Origin of the sequence: Stenotrophomonas lacuserhaii (assembly GCF_014836545.1) — a bacterium.
Classification (GTDB): domain Bacteria; phylum Pseudomonadota; class Gammaproteobacteria; order Xanthomonadales; family Xanthomonadaceae; genus Stenotrophomonas; species Stenotrophomonas lacuserhaii.
The window spans coordinates 12,249-33,933 of record NZ_JACSQS010000012.1 but is presented as its reverse complement, the minus strand read 5'-3'; the positions used below and the strand labels follow the sequence as shown (position 1 = coordinate 33,933).

Genomic DNA, 21,685 nt, shown 5'->3' with positions numbered 1-21,685 from the left:
GGTTACGCGCCAGCCGCTTCCAGCGCTTCGGACAGGCGCTCCACCGCGATCACTTCCATGCCCTTCACCGTGCCGCCCTTGGGCGCATTGGCCTTGGGCACGATGGCGCGCTTGAAGCCATGGGTGGCCGCTTCGCGCAGGCGGTCTTCGCCGTTCGGTACCGGGCGGATTTCGCCGGACAGGCCCACCTCCCCGAAGGCAATGGTCTTCTCCGCCAGGGCGCGGTCCTGCAGCGAGGACAGCACCGCCAGCAGCACCGGCAGGTCGGCTGCGGTCTCCTGCACGCGGATGCCGCCGACCACGTTGACGAACACGTCCTGGTCGCCGACCAGCACGCCGCCGTGGCGATGCAGCACCGCCAGCAGCATCGCCAACCGGTTCTGTTCCAGGCCCACCGCCACGCGGCGCGGATTGGACAGCGGCGAGGCATCCACCAGCGCCTGCACTTCCACCAGCAACGGCCGCGTGCCCTCGCGGGTGACCATCACGCAGGAGCCCGGCTGCCGCGTGCTGCCGCCGGACAGGAAGATCGCCGAGGGGTTGGAGACTTCCTTCAGGCCCTTGTCGCCCATCGCGAACACGCCCAGTTCGTTGACCGCACCGAAGCGGTTCTTGAACGCGCGCAGCAGGCGGAAACGGCTGCCGCTTTCGCCTTCGAAATACAGCACCGCATCGACCATGTGCTCCAGCACGCGCGGGCCGGCGATACCGCCTTCCTTGGTCACATGGCCGACCAGGAACACGGCGGTGCCGGTCTCCTTGGCGAAGCGCACCAGCCGCGCCGCGCTTTCACGGACCTGGCTGACCGAGCCGGGGGCGGCGGTCAGCGATTCAGTCCACAGGGTCTGGATGGAGTCGGCCACGATCAGCCGCGGCTTGGCCTTGCCGGCGTGCTGCAGGATGGTTTCCACGCAGGTTTCGGCCAGCGCGTTGACGCCCTCCAGCGGCAGCTCCAGCCGGTGCGCGCGGCCAGCCACCTGGGCCAGCGATTCCTCGCCGGTGACGTACAGCACCGGCAGTTCGGCGGCCATGAGCGCCACCGCCTGCAGCAGCAGGGTCGACTTGCCGATGCCCGGGTCACCGCCAACCAGCACCACCGCGCCCTCCACCAGGCCACCGCCGAGCACCCGGTCGAACTCGCCGATGCGGGTGGTGACGCGGATGTGGTCGGTCTGCGCCACGTCCTTCAGGGCGGTGACCTTGGGCGGATCGATCTTGCCGGCCCAGCCGCTGCGACGTGAGGCCGGCGCACCGGCCGCCGCCGCGCTTTCCACGACGATTTCCGACAGCGTGTCCCAGGCCTTGCACTCGGTGCACTGGCCCTGCCATTTGCTGTAGTCGGCGCCACATTCGCTGCAGACGTAGGCGGTGCGGCTCTTGGCCATGATCATTCCGGTTGCGCGTTGGATGGCGAGCATAGCCGAGCCCCGTCGCAACCGCTGCGACCCGCAGCCCCGGCAGGGGTCAGAGTCAGGGGTCAGAGTCAGGGGTCAGAGTCGTGACTCTGACCCCTGGCCTTGCGTGATGCTCCACTCAGGTTCAGCGCAGACCGGCCGATACCATGTGCGCCGCCCTGCGCGCCCTCCCCCATTCCAAGGACCTCCCATGACTGGCAGCTACAGCCAGAGCCTCGTCTTTTTCTCGTTGTTGGTGGCCGTACTGGCCTCCTACACGGCACTGGACATGGCAGGTCGACTGGCCACCGCGCAAGGGCGCGTGGCGCGCTGGTGGCTCGCCGGCGGCGCCGCGGCGATGGGCCTGGGCATCTGGTCGATGCACTTCATCGGCATGCTGGCCTTCAAGCTGCCGATCCCGATCGGCTACGACCTGGCCATCACCGTGTACTCGCTGGCAGTATCAGTGGGCGCCTCGGCCTATGCGCTGTGGCTGGTCTCGCGTCCGCAGCTGCCCACCCGCCGCCTGTTCGCCGGTGCGCTGCTGATGGGCCTGGGCATCGCTGCGATGCATTACCTGGGCATGGCCGCGATGCGCATGCAACCGGGGATCGATTACGACCCGTTGTGGTTCATCGCCTCCCTCCTGATTGCCATCGGCGCGGCCGGCGCAGCGCTTTGGATCGCCTTCCGCCTGCGCGTCGAAGGCCGCAACACCCGCCGCCTGCGCGGGGCCGCATCGCTGGTGATGGGCCTTGCCATCGTCGGCATGCACTACACCGGCATGGCCGCCGCACGCTTCCCGCCAGGCAGCCTGTGCGGGGCGGTGATCGACGGTGGCATCGATGCGCAATGGCTGGCGGTGCTGGTCATCGTCACCACGCTGGGCACCATCGGCATCGCGCTGGTGGCCTCGCTGTTCGACCGCCAGATGCGCGAACGCACCGGCCTGCTGGCCGAGTCGCTGGAACGCGCCAATGACAAGCTGCTGCAGGCTGCGCTGCACGATCCGCTGACCCAGCTGCCGAACCGCTCGCTGCTGCAGGATCGCATCGAACAGTCGATTGAAAAAGCACGCCGGCGCAACCACGCGGTGGCGGTGATGTTCTGCGACCTGGACGGCTTCAAGACGGTCAACGATGCCTACGGCCACCAGCTCGGTGACCGCCTGCTGGTGAAGGTGAGCCAGCGCATCGGCTCCCTGCTGCGGCCGCAGGACACCCTCGCGCGCCTGGGTGGGGATGAGTTCGTGATCGTGCTGCCCATCGACGAACCTGACGATGCGATGGTGATGGCCGAGCGCATCATTGCGGCCGTGGCCGAGCCCTTCCTGATCGAGGCGGCCGAACTGCAGGTCACCGCCAGCCTGGGTATTGCGCTGTACCCGGACGATGCGGCCGACGAACGCGAGCTGATGGCCAACGCCGATGCAGCGATGTACCACACCAAGCAGCAAGGGCGGAATGGCTACACCTTCTTTACCCCGTCCATGCAGGTCAGCGCCAATCGCCAGCTGCGCCTGTTGCAGGACCTGCGCAAGGCCACCGAACGTGGCGAGCTGCTGCTGCACTACCAGCCCAAGTTCGTCGCTGCCGGCGCGCCTGCGGTGGGCGCTGAAGCGCTGCTGCGCTGGCAGCACCCGGAGCTGGGCATGCTGGCGCCGGACCTCTTCATCCCGATCGCCGAGCGCAGCGGCTTGATCCTGCCCATTGGCGACTGGGTACTGGACCAGGCCTGCGCGCAGCTGCGGGCGTGGCATGACGCCGGCAATCCGCATTGGACGATGGCGGTGAACCTGTCGCCGTTGCAGTTCGCCGCGGCCGGCCTGGTGGAAACGGTAAGGGAAACGTTGGAACGGCATGGCCTGCAGGCCAGCCGGCTGACGCTGGAGATCACCGAAACCACGGCGATGAAGAACGTGGAAACCAGCCTGCAGATCCTCAATGCGCTGACCGCGCTGGGCGTGCGGATTTCGATCGATGACTTCGGCACCGGTTACTCCAGCCTGCTGTACCTCAAACGCATGCCGGCCACCGAACTGAAGATCGACCGCGCTTTCGTGCGCGACCTGGAAGACAACGCCGAGGATGCAGCCATCGTGTCCTCGATCGTCGCACTGGGTCGTTCGCTGCAGTTCAACGTGGTGGCCGAAGGCGTGGAAACCGCCGGCCAGCGCGACTACCTCAGCAGCCTGGGCTGCGACCAGCTGCAGGGCTACCACCTGGGCCGCCCGATGGCCCCGGACGAGTTCCTGCGCAAGGTCGCCTGACGACCGCCCTCGGTGGGTGACGACCACGCTCGGTGGCTGACGACCACGCTCGGTGGGTGACGACCGTTGGTCGTCACAATCCTGCAGGGTGCAAAGGCAACAGCGTGACGACCAACGGTCGTCACCCACCAAGAGCCGTAGTCCCCAGCGAGCGCACCAGCAAAAAGGCCACCCAGGGGTGGCCTTTCCGCTTGCGGTAACGTCGCGAAGACGTCAGTGCATCATGTGCACGTTCATGTTGTGCATGACCCACAGGGTGCCGGCCACGATGATGCCGATCACCACGACGGTGAACACCGCCGCGTTGACGTTCCAGCGGCTTTCCGACGAGCGGTCCAGATGCAGGAAGAACACCAGGTGGACCAGCATCTGCAGCACTGCGGAGACCGCGATCACCACGCCGCTGACGGTGCGGGAGAAATCACCCGACATCACCACCCAGAACGGGATGACGGTCAGGATCACCGCCAGCACGAAGCCGATCAGGTACGACTTGACGCTGCCGTGGCTTTCGCCGCCGGCGCCGTGGCCATGGTCGTGTGCGTTGTCATGTGCCATTACAGCGCTCCATTGAGGTAGACGACGGAGAACACGCCGATCCAGATCAGGTCCAGGAAGTGCCAGAACAGGCTCAGGCACGCCAGGCGGGTCTTGTTGGTCGCGGTCAGGCCGTTCTGCTTGACCTGGATGAACATCACCAGCAGCCACAGCAGGCCAGCGCTGACGTGCAGGCCGTGGGTGCCGACCAGGGCAAAGAATGCCGACAGGAAGGCACTGCGGTCCGGACCGTAACCCTGGTGGATGAGGTGGTTGAACTCCCAGACTTCCATGCACATGAAGCCGAAGCCCAGCAGCCAGGTGATGCCCAGCCACAGGTACAGCTGCCCGACCTTGTTCTTGTGCATGGCGATCATGCCCAGGCCGAAGGTCAGCGAGGAGGTCAGCAGCAGCGCGGTTTCCCACGCGACGAACGGCAGCTCGAACAGGTCACCCGGGCCGGGGCCGCCGTCGGTACCACCGACCAGCACCACGTAGGTGGCGAACAGCGAAGCGAAGATGAGGCAATCGCTCATCAGGTACACCCAGAAACCGAAGACGGTGTTGCCGCCGGTGTCGTGGTGCTCGTGCTCGTCATGGCCATGGGCCGCCGCTTGCGCGGCGTGCCCGTGGTTCACGGTTGGGGTATGGGTGCTCATGCCTTCAGCTCCGACTTGACCAGGCCCTGGGCAACCAGGTGCTTGCGGTGTTCGTTTTCGATGCGCTCCACTTCGGCGGCCGGGACCCAGTAGTCCACGTCCTTGTCGAAGGTGCGGTAGATGAACGTGCCGATCATGCCGACCAGGCCGATGATGGCCAGCCACCAGATGTGCCAGATCATCGCAAAGCCGAACACCATGCTGAAGGCACCGATCACCACGCCCGTGCCGGTGTTGCGCGGCATGTGGATGTCGGTGTACTTGGCCGGCTTCGGCCAGGCTTCACCGCGCTGCTTGCGGGCCCAGAAATCGTCCAGCTCGGTGACCTGCGGCAGCGTACCGAAGTTGTAGAAGGCCGGCGGCGAAGAGGTTTCCCACTCCAGCGTACGGGCATCCCACGGATCGCCGGTCAGGTCCATGTTCTTCTTGCGGTCGCGGACCGACACGAAGATCTGGATGACCTGGCACAGGATGCCGGCACCGACGATGAAGGCACCACCTGCGGCGATCAGCAGCAGCGGCTCGTAGGCCGGGTTGACCGTGCTCTGCAGGCGACGGGTCATGCCCATGAAGCCCAGCACGTACATCGGCATGAAGGTCACGTAGAAGCCGATGAACCAGCACCAGAACGCACACTTGCCCCAGAATTCATTCAGCTTGTAGCCGAACATCTTCGGCCACCAGTAGGTGATGCCGGCGAACATGCCGAACACCACGCCGCCGATGATGACGTTGTGGAAGTGGGCGATCAGGAACAGGCTGTTGTGCAGCACGAAGTCGATGGCCGGGATCGCCAGCATCACGCCGGTCATGCCGCCGATGACGAAGGTGATCATGAAGCCGATGGTCCACAGCACCGGGGAGGTGAAGTGCACGCGACCGCGGAACATGGTGAACAGCCAGTTGAAGATCTTCACGCCGGTGGGGATGGAAATGATCATCGTCGTTATGCCGAAGAAGGCATTGACGTTGGCACCCGAGCCCATGGTGAAGAAGTGGTGCAGCCACACGATGAAGGACAGCACGCCGATGGCGGCCGTTGCATACACCATGCCCTTGTAGCCGAACAGCGCCTTGCGCGAGAACGTGGCGATCACTTCGGAGAACACGCCGAAGGCCGGCAGCACCAGGATATAGACTTCCGGGTGGCCCCAGATCCAAATCAGGTTGATGTACAGCATGGCGTTGCCGCCACCGTCATTGGTGAAGAAATGCGTGCCCAGGTAACGGTCCAGGGTCAGCAGCACCAGGGTGATGGTCAGCACCGGGAAGGCGGCCACGATCAGGATGTTGGTGATCAGCGCGGTCCAGGTGAAGATCGGCATCTGCATCAGCTTCATGCTGGGCGTGCGCATCTTCAGGATGGTGATGAAGAAGTTGATGCCGCTCAGCGTGGTACCCAGGCCTGCTACCTGTAGTCCCCAGATGTAGTAATCCATGCCGACGCTTGGACTGTACTCGATGCCGGACAAGGGCGGGAATGCCAGCCAGCCGGTGGCAGCGAACTCACCGATCCACAGCGACAGCATGATCAGCACCGCACCGGACACGAACAGCCAGAAGCTGAGCGAGTTCACGAACGGGAACGCGACGTCGCGCGCACCGATCTGCAGTGGCACGGCCAGGTTCATCAGGCCGGTGATCAGCGGCATCGCCACGAAGAAGATCATGATCACACCGTGGGCGGTGAAGATCTGGTCGTAGTGGTGCGGCGGCAGGTAACCCTCGGACCCGCCGACGGCGATGGCCTGCTGGGTACGCATCATGATGGCGTCGGAGAAACCGCGCAGCAGCATGACGAAGGCGACGATGAGGTACATCACGCCGATCTTCTTGTGATCCACCGAGGTGAACCACTCCTTCCACAGATAGCCCCACAGCTTGAACTTGGTGATCAGGGCGACAACGCCCAGGCCACCAAGGATCGCGCCGATCAACGTCGTCAGGACGATCGGATCGTGGGGGATCGACTCAATAGAGAGTTTACCCAGCATGTTCATTCTCCCGAGCCCTCGTGGCCGGCGTGGCCCGCGTGCTCGTCGTGGTTGGTGTTGGCGTCGAGGTTCTCGCCAGACGCCTTGGACTCGTGGTCGTCCATCGGCGCATGGCCCTCATGGTCTTCCTGCGAGCCCGCGTCGGCCGCCGCTGCACCGGCATGGGCGTGCTTCATGCCGTAGTGCTTGTTGTCACCCATGTGCTTGGCGATGACCCAGTCGAACAGGCCCTCTTCCACCTGACCGTAGTAGGTCACCGGATGCCAGTCGGAGTTGCGCTCTTCGCCCAACGCACGGAAGGTGTCCTTGTTCAGGCTGTTGCCCTGTTCGGCACGCACCTGGTCCACCCACGCGCGGTACTCCGGTTCGGTGACCGAATGGGCGGTGAAATGCATCTTGGCGAAGCCGGCACCGCTGTAGTGCGAGGACATGCCCGGGAACTCACCGGTCTCGTTGGCGATCAGGTGGAGCTTGGTCTCCATGGCGGCCATCGAGTAGATCATGCTGCCCAGATGCGGGATGAAGAACGCATTCATCACGGTATCGGAGGTGATCTTGAAGTTCAGCGGCGTGTTGACCGGGAACTTGATCTCGTTGACCACGGCGATCTTTTCTTCCGGATAGACGAACAGCCACTTCCAGTCGAGCGAGATGGCCTCGATCACGACCGGCTTGACGTCCGATTCAATCGGGCGATACGGGTCCAGCGCGTGGGAAGACCGCCAGGTCAGCACGGCCAGCACCAGCACGATCATGCAGGGGATCGACCAGACCACCACTTCGATCGCGGTGGAATGCGACCAGTTCGGCTCGTAACGGGCCTTGGTGTTGGAAGCGCGGTACTTCCAGGCGAACGTCAGGGTCATGATGATGACCGGGACGACGACCAGCAGCATCAGCACGACAGCCGTGATCAGCAGGGTCTTCTCATCCTGGCCGATCTGGCCCTTCGGGTTCAGGATGGCCGTGTTGCAGCCGGTAAGGAACACCGCCAGTGCGAACAGCAGGCCCGGACGCAAGAAGCGTCCAAGGGTTTTCAACGGAATCATCGGTCGATCCAATTGCGAGGGAATGCCACCCCGCCCTGCCCAGTCCGGCAAAAGCCGGCCCGACCCGCCAAGGATCGACGGGTTCGGAGAACGGGGGAAGAGTCAGCCTTTCAAGTTTAGGCCGTCACTGCCCATTTAAGAAAGCCATTGACATTGATCTGACGCAGTTTTCGACGTTTTCGGCCTGCGACACGTTGTCGCAGCCGCCTGTCGCAGGGCGCATGGCCCGAAAAGCGGTCCGGTGGGAACGACCCGCCGCTCTGGTGGGTGCCGACCGTTGGTCGTCACGCTTTTGCGCCAGTCACCCTACCCCTTGCCCCCAAGGAGGGCAACCAACCAGACGAAAGAATACGGCGGATGGGCATGACCCCATGCAAACGCCCCCTGTGAGGACGAGGACGTCGCATTTCCGCCGTTGCCCAATGACAGGCTCAAACGGTGGCGACACCCTCGAGAGAAGGGGCCGCCACCGGCCGGAGGAGCTGCGTCCAGCACGTTCATCGTGTGGCCTGACGTCATCGCCGTACATGAGAAAAATTGCGAAATGCACGGTCCGCGTGTTTGACCGGCATTTTCCTATAACCCACGCAAGCCTCCTCCTTCAGGCTCTGGGAAAGCCCGAGGGCGCAATCTCGTAGCAGGCTGATGGCACGCTGGACCCCGGCCTCATACAGTGCAATAGTTGCACTATCCGGCGAACCTGCCGGAACACGCCGATGCCCGTAATCACGCGCTTGGGCCGGTGCACCATCACCATGTACGCCGGTGACCACCCTCCACCGCATTTCCATGTTCGAACGCGGGATGGGCGCGAGGCACTGATAGTAATAGCCGGATTGGGCGTGCTCTCAGGCGGCCTGACGAGGCGCGAATTGATCGAGACTCTCAGATGGGCGCAAGTGAATATCCCATTGCTTACATTCCGCTGGAGAGAACTCAATCCATGAGGCAGAAGCAATTCATTCTCAACGACGTAAGAGCACGGGACGGCAGCGTTCTGCGTCTCTCTTTCGCCGATGGCTTCAGCGCGGATGTAAGCCTGGCAGAGGTCATCGAGCGGCACCCGACGTTGCACCCCCTTCGCGCGGCACCGGTTTTTCATCGCGTTCAAGCAGATGAGTGGCGCTTGGGCGTCGTCTTCGATGACAACGACGATCTCAGCCTGGCCAGCGACACACTTCGTGCAATGGCCACGGAACAAGCCGGCGGATTTTCCCACCACCAGCTGGTTACGTGGATGGCTCACCACGGCATGTCGCTTGATGCAGCAGCCGAAGCGCTCGGCATCAGCCGCCGCATGCTTGCCTACTATAGAAGTGGCCAGAAACAGATCCCGCGCGCCATCGGCCTGGCCATGGTGGGCTGGAATGTGGTGCAGGTCCGAGGCACGCAGGCCGTACTGCACTACGACGCCGCTTGAAGACCCGCGCCCCCTACCCCAGCAACACCGACAGCCCCCACGTGCACAGGCATACATAAGCCAGCAGGCCCAGGCTGATGCCGAGCGTGGTGCGCATGATCGCCGATTCCTGCCCCACCAGCTTGACCGCTGCGGCGGCGATGGCGATTGACTGCGGGGACACCAGTTTGGCCATCACCCCGCCGGCCGTGTTGGCTGCCACCAACAGGGCTTCAGGCACCCCGATCTGCGCCGCCGTGACCGCCTGCAGATGCGCGAACAGGGTGTTGCTGTTGACCACCGAGCCGGTGATGAACACGCCCATCCAGCCGATCACCGGCGACAACAACGGAAACACGCCCCCGGTCTGCGCCAGCGCCAGACCGATGGTGGACGAGGCCCCGGAATAATTGGTGATATAGGCCACCGCCATCACCAGTGACACCGTGGCCAGCGGCTTCCACATCTCGCGGCCGGCCTGCGCCAACTCCTCACCGGCCCTGCGCAGGTTGAGCTTGGGCGACAGCACGACAGTCAGCACCGCGGCCACCAGGATGGCGGTACCTGAAGCATTCAACCAGCCGACATTCCACACGGCCGGCAGCGTATGCACGTTGACCACCAGCGGCGGCAGTTCCTGCACGCGGCCATCCAGCAGGCCAATGGGCAGATGCATCACGGTGCTGGCCAGCGCCCCCCCGGCGGCGAACAGCGCCTTGAACGCCGGCAGGCTCCACAGCAGGATGGCGCAAGTAAGAATGTAGAACGGCGACCACGCCAGCAGCACCTCCTTCAAGGTGTAGCGCTGCACCGGCTCCGGCGGTGTATCCGCTTCGCGGTAAATCCGGCGGGGCCGCCAGACCTGCATGAAGCCGGCCAGCGCGGCCATCGCCGCCAGCGGCCCGATGATGTCCACCAGCTCCGGCCCCAGCAGGTACAGCACGGCCGTCTGCACGCCGCTGAACACCCCGCCCACCACCAGCAGCACCGGCCAGGTGTCGCGCACGCCGCGCCAGCCGTCCAGCATCAGCACCAGGATCGTCGGCGACAGCAGCGCGATAACCTGCACCAGCGCCATCAGCATCAGCGACATCGCATCCAGACTGACCCCGCCCTGCTGTGCACCTACCAGCACCGGGATGCCGATGGCCCCGTACGCACCGGCTGCGCCATTGGCCAGCAGGCACAGCATGGCCGCCTTCAGCGAGCGGAAACCCAGCTCCACCAGCAACGCGGCGCAGATGGCGATCGGCACGCCGAAGCCGGCCGCGCCCTCCAGGAATCCACCAAAGCAGAACGCGATCAGCAGCACCTGGATGCGCTGGTCCTCGGAGATCGTCGCGATGCTGCCGCGGATCACCTCGAACTTGCCGCTGCGGATGGCGAGCTTGTACAGCCACACCGCCATCAGCACGATGAAACTGATCGGGAACACGCCATTGGCGATACCCAGCAGTCCCGCACCCACGATGGTGCCGGCCGGCATTCCGAACACCAGCGCGGACACCAGCACGGACACCACGACGGCCAGCAGCGCAGCCGTCAGCCCTTTCAGCCGCAGCACGGTCAATGCCAGCAGGAATACCAGCACAGGCAACGCGGCCAGCAGCGCCGACAGATCGGGGTTACCCAGCGGATCGTAATTCTGTTGCCACATGGTCCGCCTTCCCAGGGTGGCGCCGGGCATCCCCGGCGGGTGCGCGCATGAAGACCGAGGTTACGCCTTGGCGACCTTGTTGGGACAGTCGGTGCCGGCAGCAAAATGGGCGAGATTCCCCAGCGTGGTCTCGGCGATTTCCTGCAGCGCCTCGGCGGTGAAAAATCCCTGGTGGCCGGTGACCAGCACATTGGGGAAGGTCATCAGGCGCTGGAACACATCGTCGTCGATGATCTGCCCGGAGCGATCCTGGAAGAACAGCGCGCTTTCCTGCTCGTAGACATCGATGGCCAGATGACCGAGCTGCCGCGATTTCAGCGCGCGGATCACCGCATCGGTGTCCACCAGCCCACCGCGCGAGGTATTGACCAGCATCGCGCCGTGCTTCATCAGCGTCAGCGAATCATCATTGATCAGGTGCCGGGTATCCGCCGTAAGCGGACAGTGCAGCGAGACGATATCCGAACGTGCCAGCAGTTCCTGCAGCGGCACGAACTGGCCCAACCCGACGAAATCCGGCGATGGATACGGATCATGGCCGAGCACGGTGCAGCCCATGCCATGCAGGATGCGCGCAGTCGCCAGGCCGATCTTGCCGGTGCCGACGATGCCTGCTGTCTTGCCATGCAGGGTGCGGCCGAGCAGGCCTTCAAGCATGAAGTTGCCCTCGCGCACCCGGTTGTAGGCCCGGTGGGTCTGGCGGTTGAGCGTCATGATCAACGCCAGCGTGTGCTCGGCGACGGCCTCGGGCGAATAGGCTGGCACGCGCGCGACAAAGAACCCCAGGCCTTCGGCGCTGGCGAGGTCGACATTATTGAAACCGGCGCAGCGCAGCAGCACCGCGCGCACCCCCATTGCATGCAATGCCTGCAGCACTGGAGCGTCCAGACGGTCGTTGACGAACACACAGACCGCATCGCAATCCTGCGCCAGGGTGACCGTGTGGACGTCCAACGTGGCGTCGTAATACTGGAACTCGAAAGCTGGGCCCGACCCTCGCTGCTGGTTGGCTTCATCCAGCGAGCGGCGGTCATAAGGGCGTGCGCTGAAAACGGCGACTTTCATACAGGACTTCCTTCCCCGTGGGGTTCTACGGACTGTAGCAGGCGAAGGAGTCACCAAAGGGGTCAGAGTCCTTTTCCCGCAGGAAAAAGGACTCTGACCCCGGCCCTACCCCGGCGCTACACTGAGGATCACCTTGCAATCAGGCCCTGCCATGTCGCTCATGTCACGCATCGTCCGCTGGACAACCTCCCCTGCGGGCAAGCGCACGCTGTTCCTGCTGACCACGATGTTCGCGCTGCTGGTGGCCTGCAATCCGGAGCTGCTGCCGCTGCTGCCGGTGGTGGATGCGCTGGGCCTGGACGTGCTGGCGCTGCTGCTGGGGGCGCAGTTGCTGGCCACCCTGCCGTGGCTGTGTGGGCAAGCCGGCCCGATCATCGGCGTGGCGCGGCGGGCGCTGCTGGGCATCGCGGCGGGCGCGATGGGCGGTTACCTGCGGCAACTGGTCTTCGGCGTGGGCCCGTTGGGATCCGGTGCTCTTTTGGCAGCACGCGCGGGCTGATGGACCCCCGCTCTCCCGTGGCCTACTATCGCCAATTGCGAAACACCATGGATGCCTTGTCGTGGGAAGTCTTGAAAGGTTCAACGGCCGCCGCAGCGGTGCAGGCAAGCCCATCGCGGTCCTTTCGCATGGCTTTGGCACCGACCAGAACGCGTGGTCCGCCCTGCGTCCGTGGTTCGAACAGCGGTTCGAGGTCATTTCATTCGACCTCGCCGGCTCCGGCCCCCATGGCACGGAAACCTACGACTTCGAACGGCACGGTTCGTTGGCCGGCTATGCCGACGATCTGCTGGATATCCTGGACGAGCAGGACGTGCAGAGCTGCACCTATATCGGGCACTCCATGAGCGGGATGATCGGCGCGCTTGCCTCCATCGCGCGGCCGGAGCTGTTCGAGCGCATGGTGCTCATCGGGGCATCGCCGCGTTATCTGGATGACGACGGTTACACCGGTGGGTTCAAGCTGGACGACCTTGAAAACCTGTTCGACAGCATGAGCGCGAATTACCAGGCGTGGGTAGCCGGCTTCGCCCCGATGGTGGTCGGCGTGGATGACAGCGAGGTCATCGCCGATTTTTCCAATGCCTTGTTCCGGATGCGTCCGGATATCGCGCTGAATACCTCCCGCACCATTTTCACCTCGGATGTCCGAGCACTGGCGGCGCAGGTTTCGCGCCCGGTGCACCTGGTCCAGACCTCGGTCGACGTCGCCGTGCCAGTGGCCGTCAGTCACTGGCTGGCCCAGGCCATCGAGGGGGCAACCCTCGACATCATCGAGGCATCGGGCCATCTTCCGCACATGACCGCGCCCGATGAAATGACCCGGATCCTCCAACAGCGGCTGGATCGGACGGCCCGTTGAACATGGCCGACAGCAACGCCCTGGTCAGCCTGAGCCAGTTCGCACGTACCGCGTCCGGCGCCGACCTGGCAATCGTGGTTGAAGTGAAGACCGACGGCCGCGTCGCATGGTCTACCGGCTTTCCCGTGACCTCGTTCTCCGGCTTCAATCTCGCGCGCAGTGGCGTGCTGGAGCACGCCTGGAATGATCAGCCGGTGGACGCCTCGCGCTTCCGCTTGCCAACGTCCATTCTTACCGCGCTGGGGTGCCCTGCGGGCAGCGTGCTGTTCATCCCCGCGCCGTCGGACGACGCCCCATCGAGCGGCCTGCTGCTGCTCTGGAAGACCGGTGCCAACCCCGAGCAGTCCGCTGCCTCGATGGCATTGCTGGGCCCCAGTGTCGCGCAGCTTCTCTCGGCGCGACGCGGCGCGGTGCATGACATCGTCGTGCGCAACCAGTTCATCGATCTGGTGGAAAGTGTTCCTGCGGGCATCGTGCTGGTCGACGGTGATGGACTGGGCACGGTGATAAACCAGCGCGCCGCCGAACTGCTGGGGCACAAGCCCGGCAGACATCGCGCCGTTGACCTCGTTGCCCCGATGCGGGCGTTGCGGCAGCGCTGCGACAACCATGAGGCGCTGGAGCAGGCTTACGCCGCCCAGGTGGGCAACCTGAACTTTGCGACGACATTGCATTGGGTGATGGGGGAGCGCACCTTCGAGGTGGATACCCATCCGGTGCGCGGCGATGGCGAGCAGGGCCGCATCTGGCTGTTCACCGACATCACCGCGGACCTGCTGATGGCCGCCGAACTGCGGCGCCTGGCCTCGTCGGACCCGTTGACCGGCGTGCCCAACCGGCGGCATTTCGAAGAGCGCTCCGCGCAGATCATCGCCGCGCGCGAGGCAACCGGCCGCTCGGTCGCGGTGCTGATGCTGGACGTCGACCATTTCAAGAAGATCAACGACACCCACGGCCACCCGATCGGCGATGAGGTGCTGAAAGTGGTCGCCCGCCGCTGCCGCGAGGCACTGCGTGAGCGTGACCTGTTCGCGCGCTTTGGCGGGGAGGAGTTCATCGCGCTGCTGGCGGCACCGACCGCCGATGAAGTACCCGCCACCGCCGAACGCCTGCGCAACGCGATTTCCGGCGCGCCGGTGCACGTGGGCGGCCTGCGCATCGATGTAACGGTCAGCGTGGGCGGCGCCATGGGCGAGGCCCTGCCGGGCAGCGATGCGAGGTTGCTTGAACAGCTGGTGGCACGTGCGGACGAGGCGCTGTATCAGGCCAAGGCCGACGGGCGGAATCGGGTGCGGATGAGTTGACCTTCGCCGGCCGCCGACCATCAGTCGGCGCCAAAGAAATCAGTGCTGTGCCAGCGCGTACTTTTTCTCGCCCGCCAACACCGCCAGCCGCACGCGTTCACCGCTGGCGTCCTGCTGGGCCAAGCGGTTTTCCGGTGGCGGCAACGGGCAGGTGGCGAAGTCCGTATAGGCACATGGCGGGTTGTAGGCGCGGTTGAAATCCAGCGTGACCGTGCCGTCTGCCGCGACCGCATCGGTGCGCAGGTAGCGCCCCACGCCGTAGGTCTGGCGGCTGGTGGTCTGGTCCTGGAACATCAGGTTCAAGCTTTTCGTCGGATCGCCGAGGGCTTCCAACCGCCACTCACGCCCTTGTTTCTCGAATACCACGTAGCCCGGATTCGGAGTATCCGCGACCTCGCCGAGCACGTTCACGATCGGCAGCGTCCTGCCGGCCGGGTGTGGCACGAACCGCGCCTGCACACGCCAGCTTTGCTCGGCCGGGAAGAAGTCCAGGCCCCCGAAATGCCGGCGCGCCGGTGCATCGGCATGACGCACGCGCAGGGCCAGACGCTGCCCGCGCTTGATCGCGGTGATCTGCCCCTTGCCCTCGTCATAGGACAGCTTGGTGCCACCGCCCTTCCCTTCTGGTTCCAGCCGCACCGCCCCCTGCACCGGCTTGCCATCGGCGGTGATCTGCGCCCCGTCAACCGGCCTGACGTACAGCCCATCAGCGCGCTGCTCCAGCTCGGCCAGGCGGTCCGGTGCGATCGCCAGGCGGATGGTATTGCCTTCAGCACCGCCCACACGCTGCGTTCCGGCTTCGATCCAGTGCAGCCCGATCAGGCTGGTCCAGCCATCGGGCTTGCCCAGATCCGCGGCACGTTCATGCACCCATTCTGCGTGTTCGTTCTTGAATTCAAGCGCTGCAGTCGCCGCTGCGGAGACCTCCGGCGCAGGCTTATCCTGCGGGCTGCACGCCACCGCAAGCAGGGTGACAACAAGGACAGAGGCAAGCGTATGCGTCTTCATGCAGGTCACCAGTTTTTGGAAATATCGAGGTGGACGTAGCGTCCGTAGGTTTCGTGCAACGCGCTCAGGTAGCTGCCGGTGGCGTTCAGCGGCGGCTCTTCGTTGAACAGGTTTCGCGCCCCCACTTCCACTGCCGTTCCCGTCAGGCGTCCTGTGTTGAAATCCTTCTTGACCGACAACGCCCAGCGCTGGGTGGAGCCCACCACGAACGGCCTGCGATCGGAAAAGGCACCGGCGGTCACGCTGTCGATATAGTCATCGCGCAAGCGGACCGTCCAGTCCTGCAGGTTCCAGATCAGGGTCGCACTGGCCCGCCATTCCGGCTTGGCCCCATTGATGCCGACCTCGTTGGCCGCGCCCAGGTCGGGCGCGATGATGTTCAACTGGCCATTGGCAATGGCGGCCGCCACCTGCTGCACCTCGGCAGGCTTCTGCTGGGTGTATTGCTTGAGCTGGCTGACGCTGAGCAGGAACGCGAAATTGCCCCAGGCCGTCTCACGCAGGCGCCAGGTGAAGTTGTAATCCACACCCGACGCGGTGAGCGGCCGACGATTCTGATAGCGGTTGTACACGTGCGTCACCACGCCTGCAGGCGCCAGACCGGAGCCTGCAAACAACGCGGCGTCCTCCGCCGTCACCTCCGCACGCACCACGTTCGGGTTGCTGCTGCCTTCCACCACGCGCAGATAGGCGTCGTACAACAGCTCCTCGCCCAGGGTATTGATCGGATTCTCTACCTGCACCCGCCAGGCATCCACGCTCAGGCTGATCGAGCCCAGCGAGTCCGGCAGGAACTGCGGCTCGAACACCGCGCCCCATGACGACTGCCGGGTGGTTTCCGGCTTCACGTCGTCGCCATATGAGGTCACCGCGCTCACCGACGGCTTGACCGACGAGCCACTGCTGTAGGCATTCAAGCAGGCGCTGTAGTCGGGCTGGGCGCCCTTGGTGATCAGTGCGTGGCAGCGGATGGCATCGTTGTTGAAGCCAAACCCGTAGGTCGGCGGGGAGTTCACCAGTTCCAGTCCCGGCGCGCGGAAACCGCCGCTGACCGAGCCGCGCAGCAACAGGCTGCCATTTACTTTCCACGCCGCCGCCAGCTTCGGCTTGGCCACCTTGCCGGCGTCGCTGTAGTCCTCCCAGCGGCCCGCAAGCTGCAGATCCAGTGACTGCACCAGTGGTATGCCCTGCGTGGGCGAAACCAGCGGCACGGCGAGCTCGATCAGCGCCGACTTCACGTTGCGGCTGCCGCGGACATCGGGCCGGGGGCTATGGGTGAAAAAGTTGCTGGCCGCCACCGTACCGGTATACCAGTCCGTATAGGGACGGCTGCCATCGATGTTCTCATCGCGGTCATCCTCACGGCTTTCGTAGCGGTACTCGACACCCGCCGCCAGGCCGATGTCACCTGCGTACCAGGTAAACAGATCGGACCGGTTGATCTTGAAATCCCACAGCGCCAGCTCCGTGGTGCCTTCGCGGGTGGCCTCGCCAATGAACGCGGCGGTGTCGTAGGGCGTGGCGTCGCCCAGCCGAATGCTGGCCGGATCACCGCCACTGAAGGGATTGTAGGCACCGGCGTCGGTACGGTTCACCGCGGCGATGAAGGCATCGGTCAGCCCGCCTTGCTGCGTGTCGGTACTGCGTGCGCGCGAATACAGCAGCGCGCTTTCCCAGTTCCAGCCGCCGTCGGTCCAGCCACGCACGCCCAGCAGCACACGCGACTGATCGTTATCCACTTTGACCTTTCGGATACCCGAATCCGCGAACTGGTAGTTCAACAGCCGGATCGCGTCGGCGCCGCGCAAGGCGTCCGGTACCCAATAGGCGTCCGGCCGGATATGCAGCAGGAAGCCGTCACCACCGAAGCCCGACTCGCTGCTCACCCAGGATTCGGAGCTCGCCCGGTAGTAAGCCAGCTCACCGAACAGCTGCAGGTTGTCGGTGGCATCGAAGCGTCCACTGGCGAAGACATTTCCCTTGTTGATGGACGGTGCCGAGGTGATGCCCGGCTCGGCCGCCGAATCGTAGTGATAGCGCGTCGGTACCGCGCCTGACACCAGCGCGCCGCTGGCTGGATCCACGTGCCAGCTGCCGGTGCGCCGGCTGCCGGCATAGGTATCGAAATGACCCCACGGCGTTCGTGTGCTGAAGCCCGAGGTGCCGTCTGGATCCGGCACGCTGGTGCCATCGCCGAGGGGACGGCGGCCATCGGTAGCGGTGAACCATGCATCTGAATTGCGCTGCGCCGTGCGCTTGGAAACGCCATACAGCGCCGAGATATTGCCCCGCCCCTGCGCGAAATCACTGCCGAAGTAGCCGTCCAGCGAGATGTCCTCGCGATGCCCATCAGCCACCTTGCCGTAGTTCAGCTTGATGCCCCCGCCACTGGGCAGGTTGCTCGGCGTCACCAGGTCGACCACGCCCGCCACGGCATCGGACCCGTAGATGGACGCCGCACCGTCCAGCAGCAGGTTGACGCGCTCCAGGCCGAAGGTCGGAATGGCATTGGCGTTGTAGGTCGTGTCATCACCGCTGTTGCTGATCGGGTGCTGTACCGTGCGCCGGCCGTTGATCAGCAGCAGCGTGTACTTGGCGCCCAGGTTGCGCAGGTTGATGGAACCCACGTCACCGCGTGCGACATTGGAGTTTCGCCCTGCGTTGGTCGTGCCCTTCTCGGTGACGGCAACATCCCCGAACTGCGGCAGGCTGCGGAACAACTCGTTGCCGTTGGTCGCCCCCGTGGCGTCGATCTGTTCGCGGTCCACCGCGACCACCGGCAGCGCGGCCTGCGCGCCGCCCCCGGCGATCTGCGAGCCAAGCACCGATACCTTGTCCAGCAGGCGGGCATTCGAACCCTGCGACTGCCCAGCCACTCCGCCCGTTTCCTCGGCGGCGTATGCTGCCGGCGCAAGCAGGGTGCACAACGCGAAGGCCAACCGACCGCGACGAGGACGGGACCCGTGCAGGGCATGGCGCGGGCGTTTCGCGGTCAACTGCGAACTTAGAGTGGGACTCATCGAATATCCCCAGAGGATGGCTGAAGGGCACTGCCGGATGGATCGCGGCGTGCGTTATCGCGCTTGGTTCGTCGCTTCGGCGTAGGCGCCGCGGACGATGCTGCCTTCGAGCTTCTGCTCGTCCTTGACCAGGTTGTAGAGCGGGCACGTCGCCTCGACCGACTGGCGCAGCGCGTCGATGTCCTGTTCCGATGCAGGCGATTCAATGCGCACCTTGTAACGGATGTCGCTGTAGCGTGCGGGCGAGCGGATGTTGCTGCCGAAACGCGGGCTCAGCTGACCATCAACGGTGAGCTCCAGCGAATCCAACAGCACGTTCCGTGCGGCGGCCTGCACCTCGAAGATGTGGGTCAGGCAGGTACCGGTCACGCCGAGCAGGTGCTCTTCCACGGTCGGCGCCAGCCCATAGCCGAGCAGTCCTGGCGCGCTGTCGTGCAGCTGCTGGTGATAGCCGTCCTTGCCCAGGAAGACCCGACGCAGGCCGGTGCGCGGTTCGACATGGGCGCGCGCCACCAGGGTTTGCGGCTCGGCCGGGTTGTCCTTGCCAGCGGCCGGCTTGGCCTGCCTGGCCAGCACCGCCGGACGCTTCTCCTCGGTGATGAAATCGCGCAGACCGGGCGGCAGCTTGGGGTCGCGCGCCGCATCGCTATGGATGTAGTCGACCACGGCATGGCTGACCTGTTGCGGCCGCGTTACCAGGTCGATTGCCGAGGATTCTTCGTGCACCGCGCGCTTCAGCGCCTGCAGCTGCGCGTCGGTAGCAGGCGAATCGATGTACGCCACATAGGAGAGATTGTTCGGATACGCCAGGCTCTCGCTCTTGCGTTCGGGGATGCTGGTGAACACCACGTCCAGCGCATCAAGCGGGACATTCTGCTCGGCCGCCTGCACGATGTACTCATCGGCAACGGAGCTGGCCAAGGTGCCGACCAGTGAGTCCCAGGAACCGGCGCCGAGGTTGTAGCCGGCGTAGTTGCGGCCGCTATCGCTGATGTACTGGAATTCGCCGGTGGGCCCGATGCGCAGGCGACGTACGCCGGAGCGGCTTTCGGCCGTGACCTTGGCGTGGATCGCGATGGGCGTGGCAGGCTGCGCAGACTGCGCCCGGATGGCCTCGCGCTTGGCAGCCAGATAAGTCTGCAGGGGAGAGCCCCCTTCCGCCGCTGGAGAAACGAGCGGCGGGGCCAGCAGCAGCATGGCGGACAAGGCTGTCGCGCCGAACACCTTGAACGGCGACGCGGAACGGGCGGTGGACATGGGTGAGCGGACTCCGTGGGTGACCGTGAACGAAGGCCCACTGTTTCACGTCACGTCGCCACGCTTAAATAACCGTTAGCAATTCCTATATTCGCGTGGAGGGGTTGGTTGGGTTTTCAGGGAGACGGCTTTGCTGCAGAACAGGCAGCTGCTGAACGCTGTCTCATGGAAACGCCACGCGATAAGGGCCGCAGGACGAGCCCTCAAGCAGCCACTCGTTCGTCGCCCACTTACGAGAAACCCCGACTCATAGGCTAGCTTTTCATGACGTCGGCGTTGGAGACAGGAAGCGAGCCGGCGATCCTACCTTGCGAGCGGTCGAGCGCAGCGCATTACCTCACGCACGGCTGATCGTCGACAAGACAGCCTCAATACCGATGCCCGCACATATTCGCAATGCAAGCGCCCGAGCTTGAGATACGGTCAGCCGCCCTGCCATCCTCAAATGCTTAAGTGAACCGCATTACGACCAAGGCCGGGGCATTCATGCAACTGGGTGTCGGAAACGGGAGTCGAACCTACGAGCAGCCGCTTATGACTCAAAAAAAACTCCTCACTCGCTGGATGCACGATTTTGATCGGCGATAGAGCCGACGAAATCGATCATTTCTTCAATCTCGACGCCCCGGTGATTGGGCTCATCGTCAGATCCCACGCCGGTCTCCGAGAACTCTTGCAGCAATACATCGATCAGCAAGTCGCGGTCACGTTCGGCCAGGTTCTTGATGCCTTCTTCAGGCAGCTGAAAGCTGTACTTCGCTGCGATTTCAACCAACAGAGAATGCAGACGGGAAGAGCTGGAGCGTGACATTTCACTTCACCTTAGGGTCTCTTAACCCATCGCTGTTTCGTGGAATAGCAGTTATGACCTTGCCTTCACCATTCAGGATCACCTTTGCATCCCCCCCGGTAAAAGCAGTCTTGCCACCGGCCTGCTCGGCGATTTTCGCAGGTTCTTTTACCGCCGATAGTATCGCCTTTGCAGAGACACCCCTGCCCCCATCGCGGGAGATCGCCTGATTCAACCCATGCTTCGTGTAACCGGTGATCTTTCCCGCCACCGCGCCAGAAGTACCCGTGACACCAGCAGCTCCTGCACCAATTTCGGTTGCTGTGGCAACCGCTGCCGGATTTGCCATTGCGGCCACACCTACCTCTGCCAGCACTGGAGCAGCCAGAATTGCAGTCAGCGCAGCACCAATTGCCGGTCCGAGTCTGTCGTTTGGATTTCTGGGTGGTGGAGCAATAGGCTGCCCATTCGTGGCGTCGTTGACTACCTTGAAGGCCGCACCACTCTCCCTGCCATCCGGGTCCGTGAACTTGTATGGATTTCCGTTCGCGTACCGATACCGATTGAACTGCCCCACAGGCTGTTCAAACGCAGTCACCGGGTCCACAGACAGGAACATCCCCAACTGCGGATCCATGTACCGTTGCTGCATGTAACTCAGACCGGTAGCGGCATCGCTCACATGTCCGGTATAGCCAGGACCGTCAGTCAGATCCTCCCCCACAACATCGCCGTAAGGCTCGTACGTCATCCGCTCAATGACGATGCCATTGGCATCCGTCTTGGCCACGACCGACCCCAGTGCATCGGTATGCAGGTAGCGGACCGTTGTCTGCGCCGAAGCTGGCGCAAGCCAGGACAGTCCAGCCACCAACGCGCAGCTCCAGAGCGCTACCGAACTGGCCCTGAGCCTACTGGTTGC

18 protein-coding genes are annotated in these 21,685 nt (G+C 64.2%); 6 read left to right on the top strand and 12 right to left on the bottom strand.

What is annotated here, in order from left to right:
* Positions 1-2 precede the first annotated feature (2 nt).
* Entirely contained in the window at positions 3-1,385 is a 1,383-nt protein-coding gene (gene radA / locus H9654_RS12020; RefSeq protein WP_101100286.1) for a DNA repair protein RadA, read from the bottom strand.
* A 220-nt stretch (positions 1,386-1,605) separates the two neighbouring features.
* On the opposite strand from radA, the gene H9654_RS12015 reads away from it, so the two are divergent.
* Positions 1,606-3,663, top strand: a complete 2,058-nt coding sequence (locus tag H9654_RS12015) for a putative bifunctional diguanylate cyclase/phosphodiesterase (RefSeq protein WP_191771022.1) — start codon at positions 1,606-1,608, stop codon at positions 3,661-3,663.
* Between the two features lie 213 nt (positions 3,664-3,876).
* Here H9654_RS12015 and cyoD read toward each other — a convergent pair whose 3' ends face one another.
* The 4 genes from cyoD to cyoA are packed head-to-tail and all read right to left on the bottom strand — an operon-like array spanning position 3,877 to position 7,902.
* Complete coding sequence (gene cyoD / locus H9654_RS12010; RefSeq protein ID WP_042613166.1) at positions 3,877-4,221, bottom strand: cytochrome o ubiquinol oxidase subunit IV; 345 nt, start codon at positions 4,219-4,221, stop codon at positions 3,877-3,879.
* The gene (cyoC, locus tag H9654_RS12005; RefSeq protein WP_042613165.1) at positions 4,221-4,859 is read right to left on the bottom strand and encodes a cytochrome o ubiquinol oxidase subunit III; all 639 of its coding nucleotides are present in this window, start codon (positions 4,857-4,859) and stop codon (positions 4,221-4,223) included. Before cyoC ends, cyoD begins: the two co-directional genes overlap by 1 nt.
* The gene (gene cyoB / locus H9654_RS12000) at positions 4,856-6,853 is read right to left on the bottom strand and encodes a cytochrome o ubiquinol oxidase subunit I (RefSeq protein ID WP_191771021.1); all 1,998 of its coding nucleotides are present in this window, start codon (positions 6,851-6,853) and stop codon (positions 4,856-4,858) included. Before cyoB ends, cyoC begins: the two co-directional genes overlap by 4 nt.
* Before the next feature lie 2 nt (positions 6,854-6,855).
* On the bottom strand, positions 6,856-7,902 hold the full coding sequence (gene cyoA / locus H9654_RS11995) for a ubiquinol oxidase subunit II (RefSeq protein ID WP_101100241.1): 1,047 nt from the start codon (positions 7,900-7,902) through the stop codon (positions 6,856-6,858).
* Positions 7,903-8,618: 716 nt separating this feature from the next.
* Between cyoA and H9654_RS17985 the strand changes: the two genes are divergently transcribed.
* A complete protein-coding gene (locus H9654_RS17985) occupies positions 8,619-8,849 on the top strand; it encodes a DUF4160 domain-containing protein (protein ID WP_225212028.1) in 231 nt (76 codons plus the stop codon).
* Entirely contained in the window at positions 8,792-9,322 is a 531-nt protein-coding gene (locus H9654_RS11985; protein WP_225212027.1) for a DUF2442 domain-containing protein, read from the top strand. Before H9654_RS17985 ends, H9654_RS11985 begins: the two co-directional genes overlap by 58 nt.
* Positions 9,323-9,335: 13 nt before the next feature.
* Here H9654_RS11985 and H9654_RS11980 read toward each other — a convergent pair whose 3' ends face one another.
* Together H9654_RS11980 and H9654_RS11975 are read right to left on the bottom strand one after the other, a co-directional pair.
* Positions 9,336-10,958, bottom strand: coding sequence for an L-lactate permease (locus H9654_RS11980; RefSeq protein WP_191771019.1), 1,623 nt, complete (start codon positions 10,956-10,958; stop codon positions 9,336-9,338).
* A 60-nt stretch (positions 10,959-11,018) separates the two neighbouring features.
* Complete coding sequence (locus H9654_RS11975) at positions 11,019-12,023, bottom strand: 2-hydroxyacid dehydrogenase (RefSeq protein WP_191771018.1); 1,005 nt, start codon at positions 12,021-12,023, stop codon at positions 11,019-11,021.
* A gap of 151 nt (positions 12,024-12,174) precedes the next feature.
* Here H9654_RS11975 and H9654_RS11970 point away from each other — a divergent pair, with 151 nt between their 5' ends.
* The 3 genes from H9654_RS11970 (at position 12,175) to H9654_RS11960 (ending at position 14,688) form a co-directional block, all read left to right on the top strand.
* Positions 12,175-12,522 (top strand): hypothetical protein, encoded by a 348-nt coding sequence (locus H9654_RS11970; protein ID WP_191771017.1) that lies wholly within the window; start codon positions 12,175-12,177, stop codon positions 12,520-12,522.
* Between the two features lie 61 nt (positions 12,523-12,583).
* Entirely contained in the window at positions 12,584-13,384 is an 801-nt protein-coding gene (locus H9654_RS11965) for an alpha/beta fold hydrolase (RefSeq protein WP_318241139.1), read from the top strand.
* Positions 13,385-13,386: 2 nt separating this feature from the next.
* Complete coding sequence (locus tag H9654_RS11960; protein ID WP_225212026.1) at positions 13,387-14,688, top strand: GGDEF domain-containing protein; 1,302 nt, start codon at positions 13,387-13,389, stop codon at positions 14,686-14,688.
* 39 nt (positions 14,689-14,727) lie between these two features.
* On the opposite strand, the gene H9654_RS11955 is transcribed toward H9654_RS11960, so the two are convergent.
* From H9654_RS11955 to H9654_RS17805, 5 genes are all read right to left on the bottom strand, one after another.
* Positions 14,728-15,696, bottom strand: coding sequence for a DUF1684 domain-containing protein (locus tag H9654_RS11955; protein ID WP_191771015.1), 969 nt, complete (start codon positions 15,694-15,696; stop codon positions 14,728-14,730).
* 5 nt (positions 15,697-15,701) lie between these two features.
* Positions 15,702-18,572: a TonB-dependent receptor plug domain-containing protein gene (locus H9654_RS11950; protein ID WP_191771014.1), complete on the bottom strand. Its 2,871-nt coding sequence runs from the start codon at positions 18,570-18,572 to the stop codon at positions 15,702-15,704.
* Positions 18,573-18,770: 198 nt separating this feature from the next.
* Positions 18,771-19,973 (bottom strand): OsmC family protein, encoded by a 1,203-nt coding sequence (locus H9654_RS11945; protein WP_191771013.1) that lies wholly within the window; start codon positions 19,971-19,973, stop codon positions 18,771-18,773.
* A 553-nt stretch (positions 19,974-20,526) separates the two neighbouring features.
* Positions 20,527-20,784 carry a hypothetical protein gene (locus H9654_RS11940; RefSeq protein ID WP_191771012.1) on the bottom strand — a complete coding sequence of 86 codons (258 nt, stop codon included), beginning with the start codon at positions 20,782-20,784 and terminating at the stop codon, positions 20,527-20,529.
* Position 20,785: 1 nt separating this feature from the next.
* Entirely contained in the window at positions 20,786-21,553 is a 768-nt protein-coding gene (locus H9654_RS17805; RefSeq protein ID WP_318241138.1) for an RHS repeat-associated core domain-containing protein, read from the bottom strand.
* Positions 21,554-21,685: the final 132 nt, after the last annotated feature.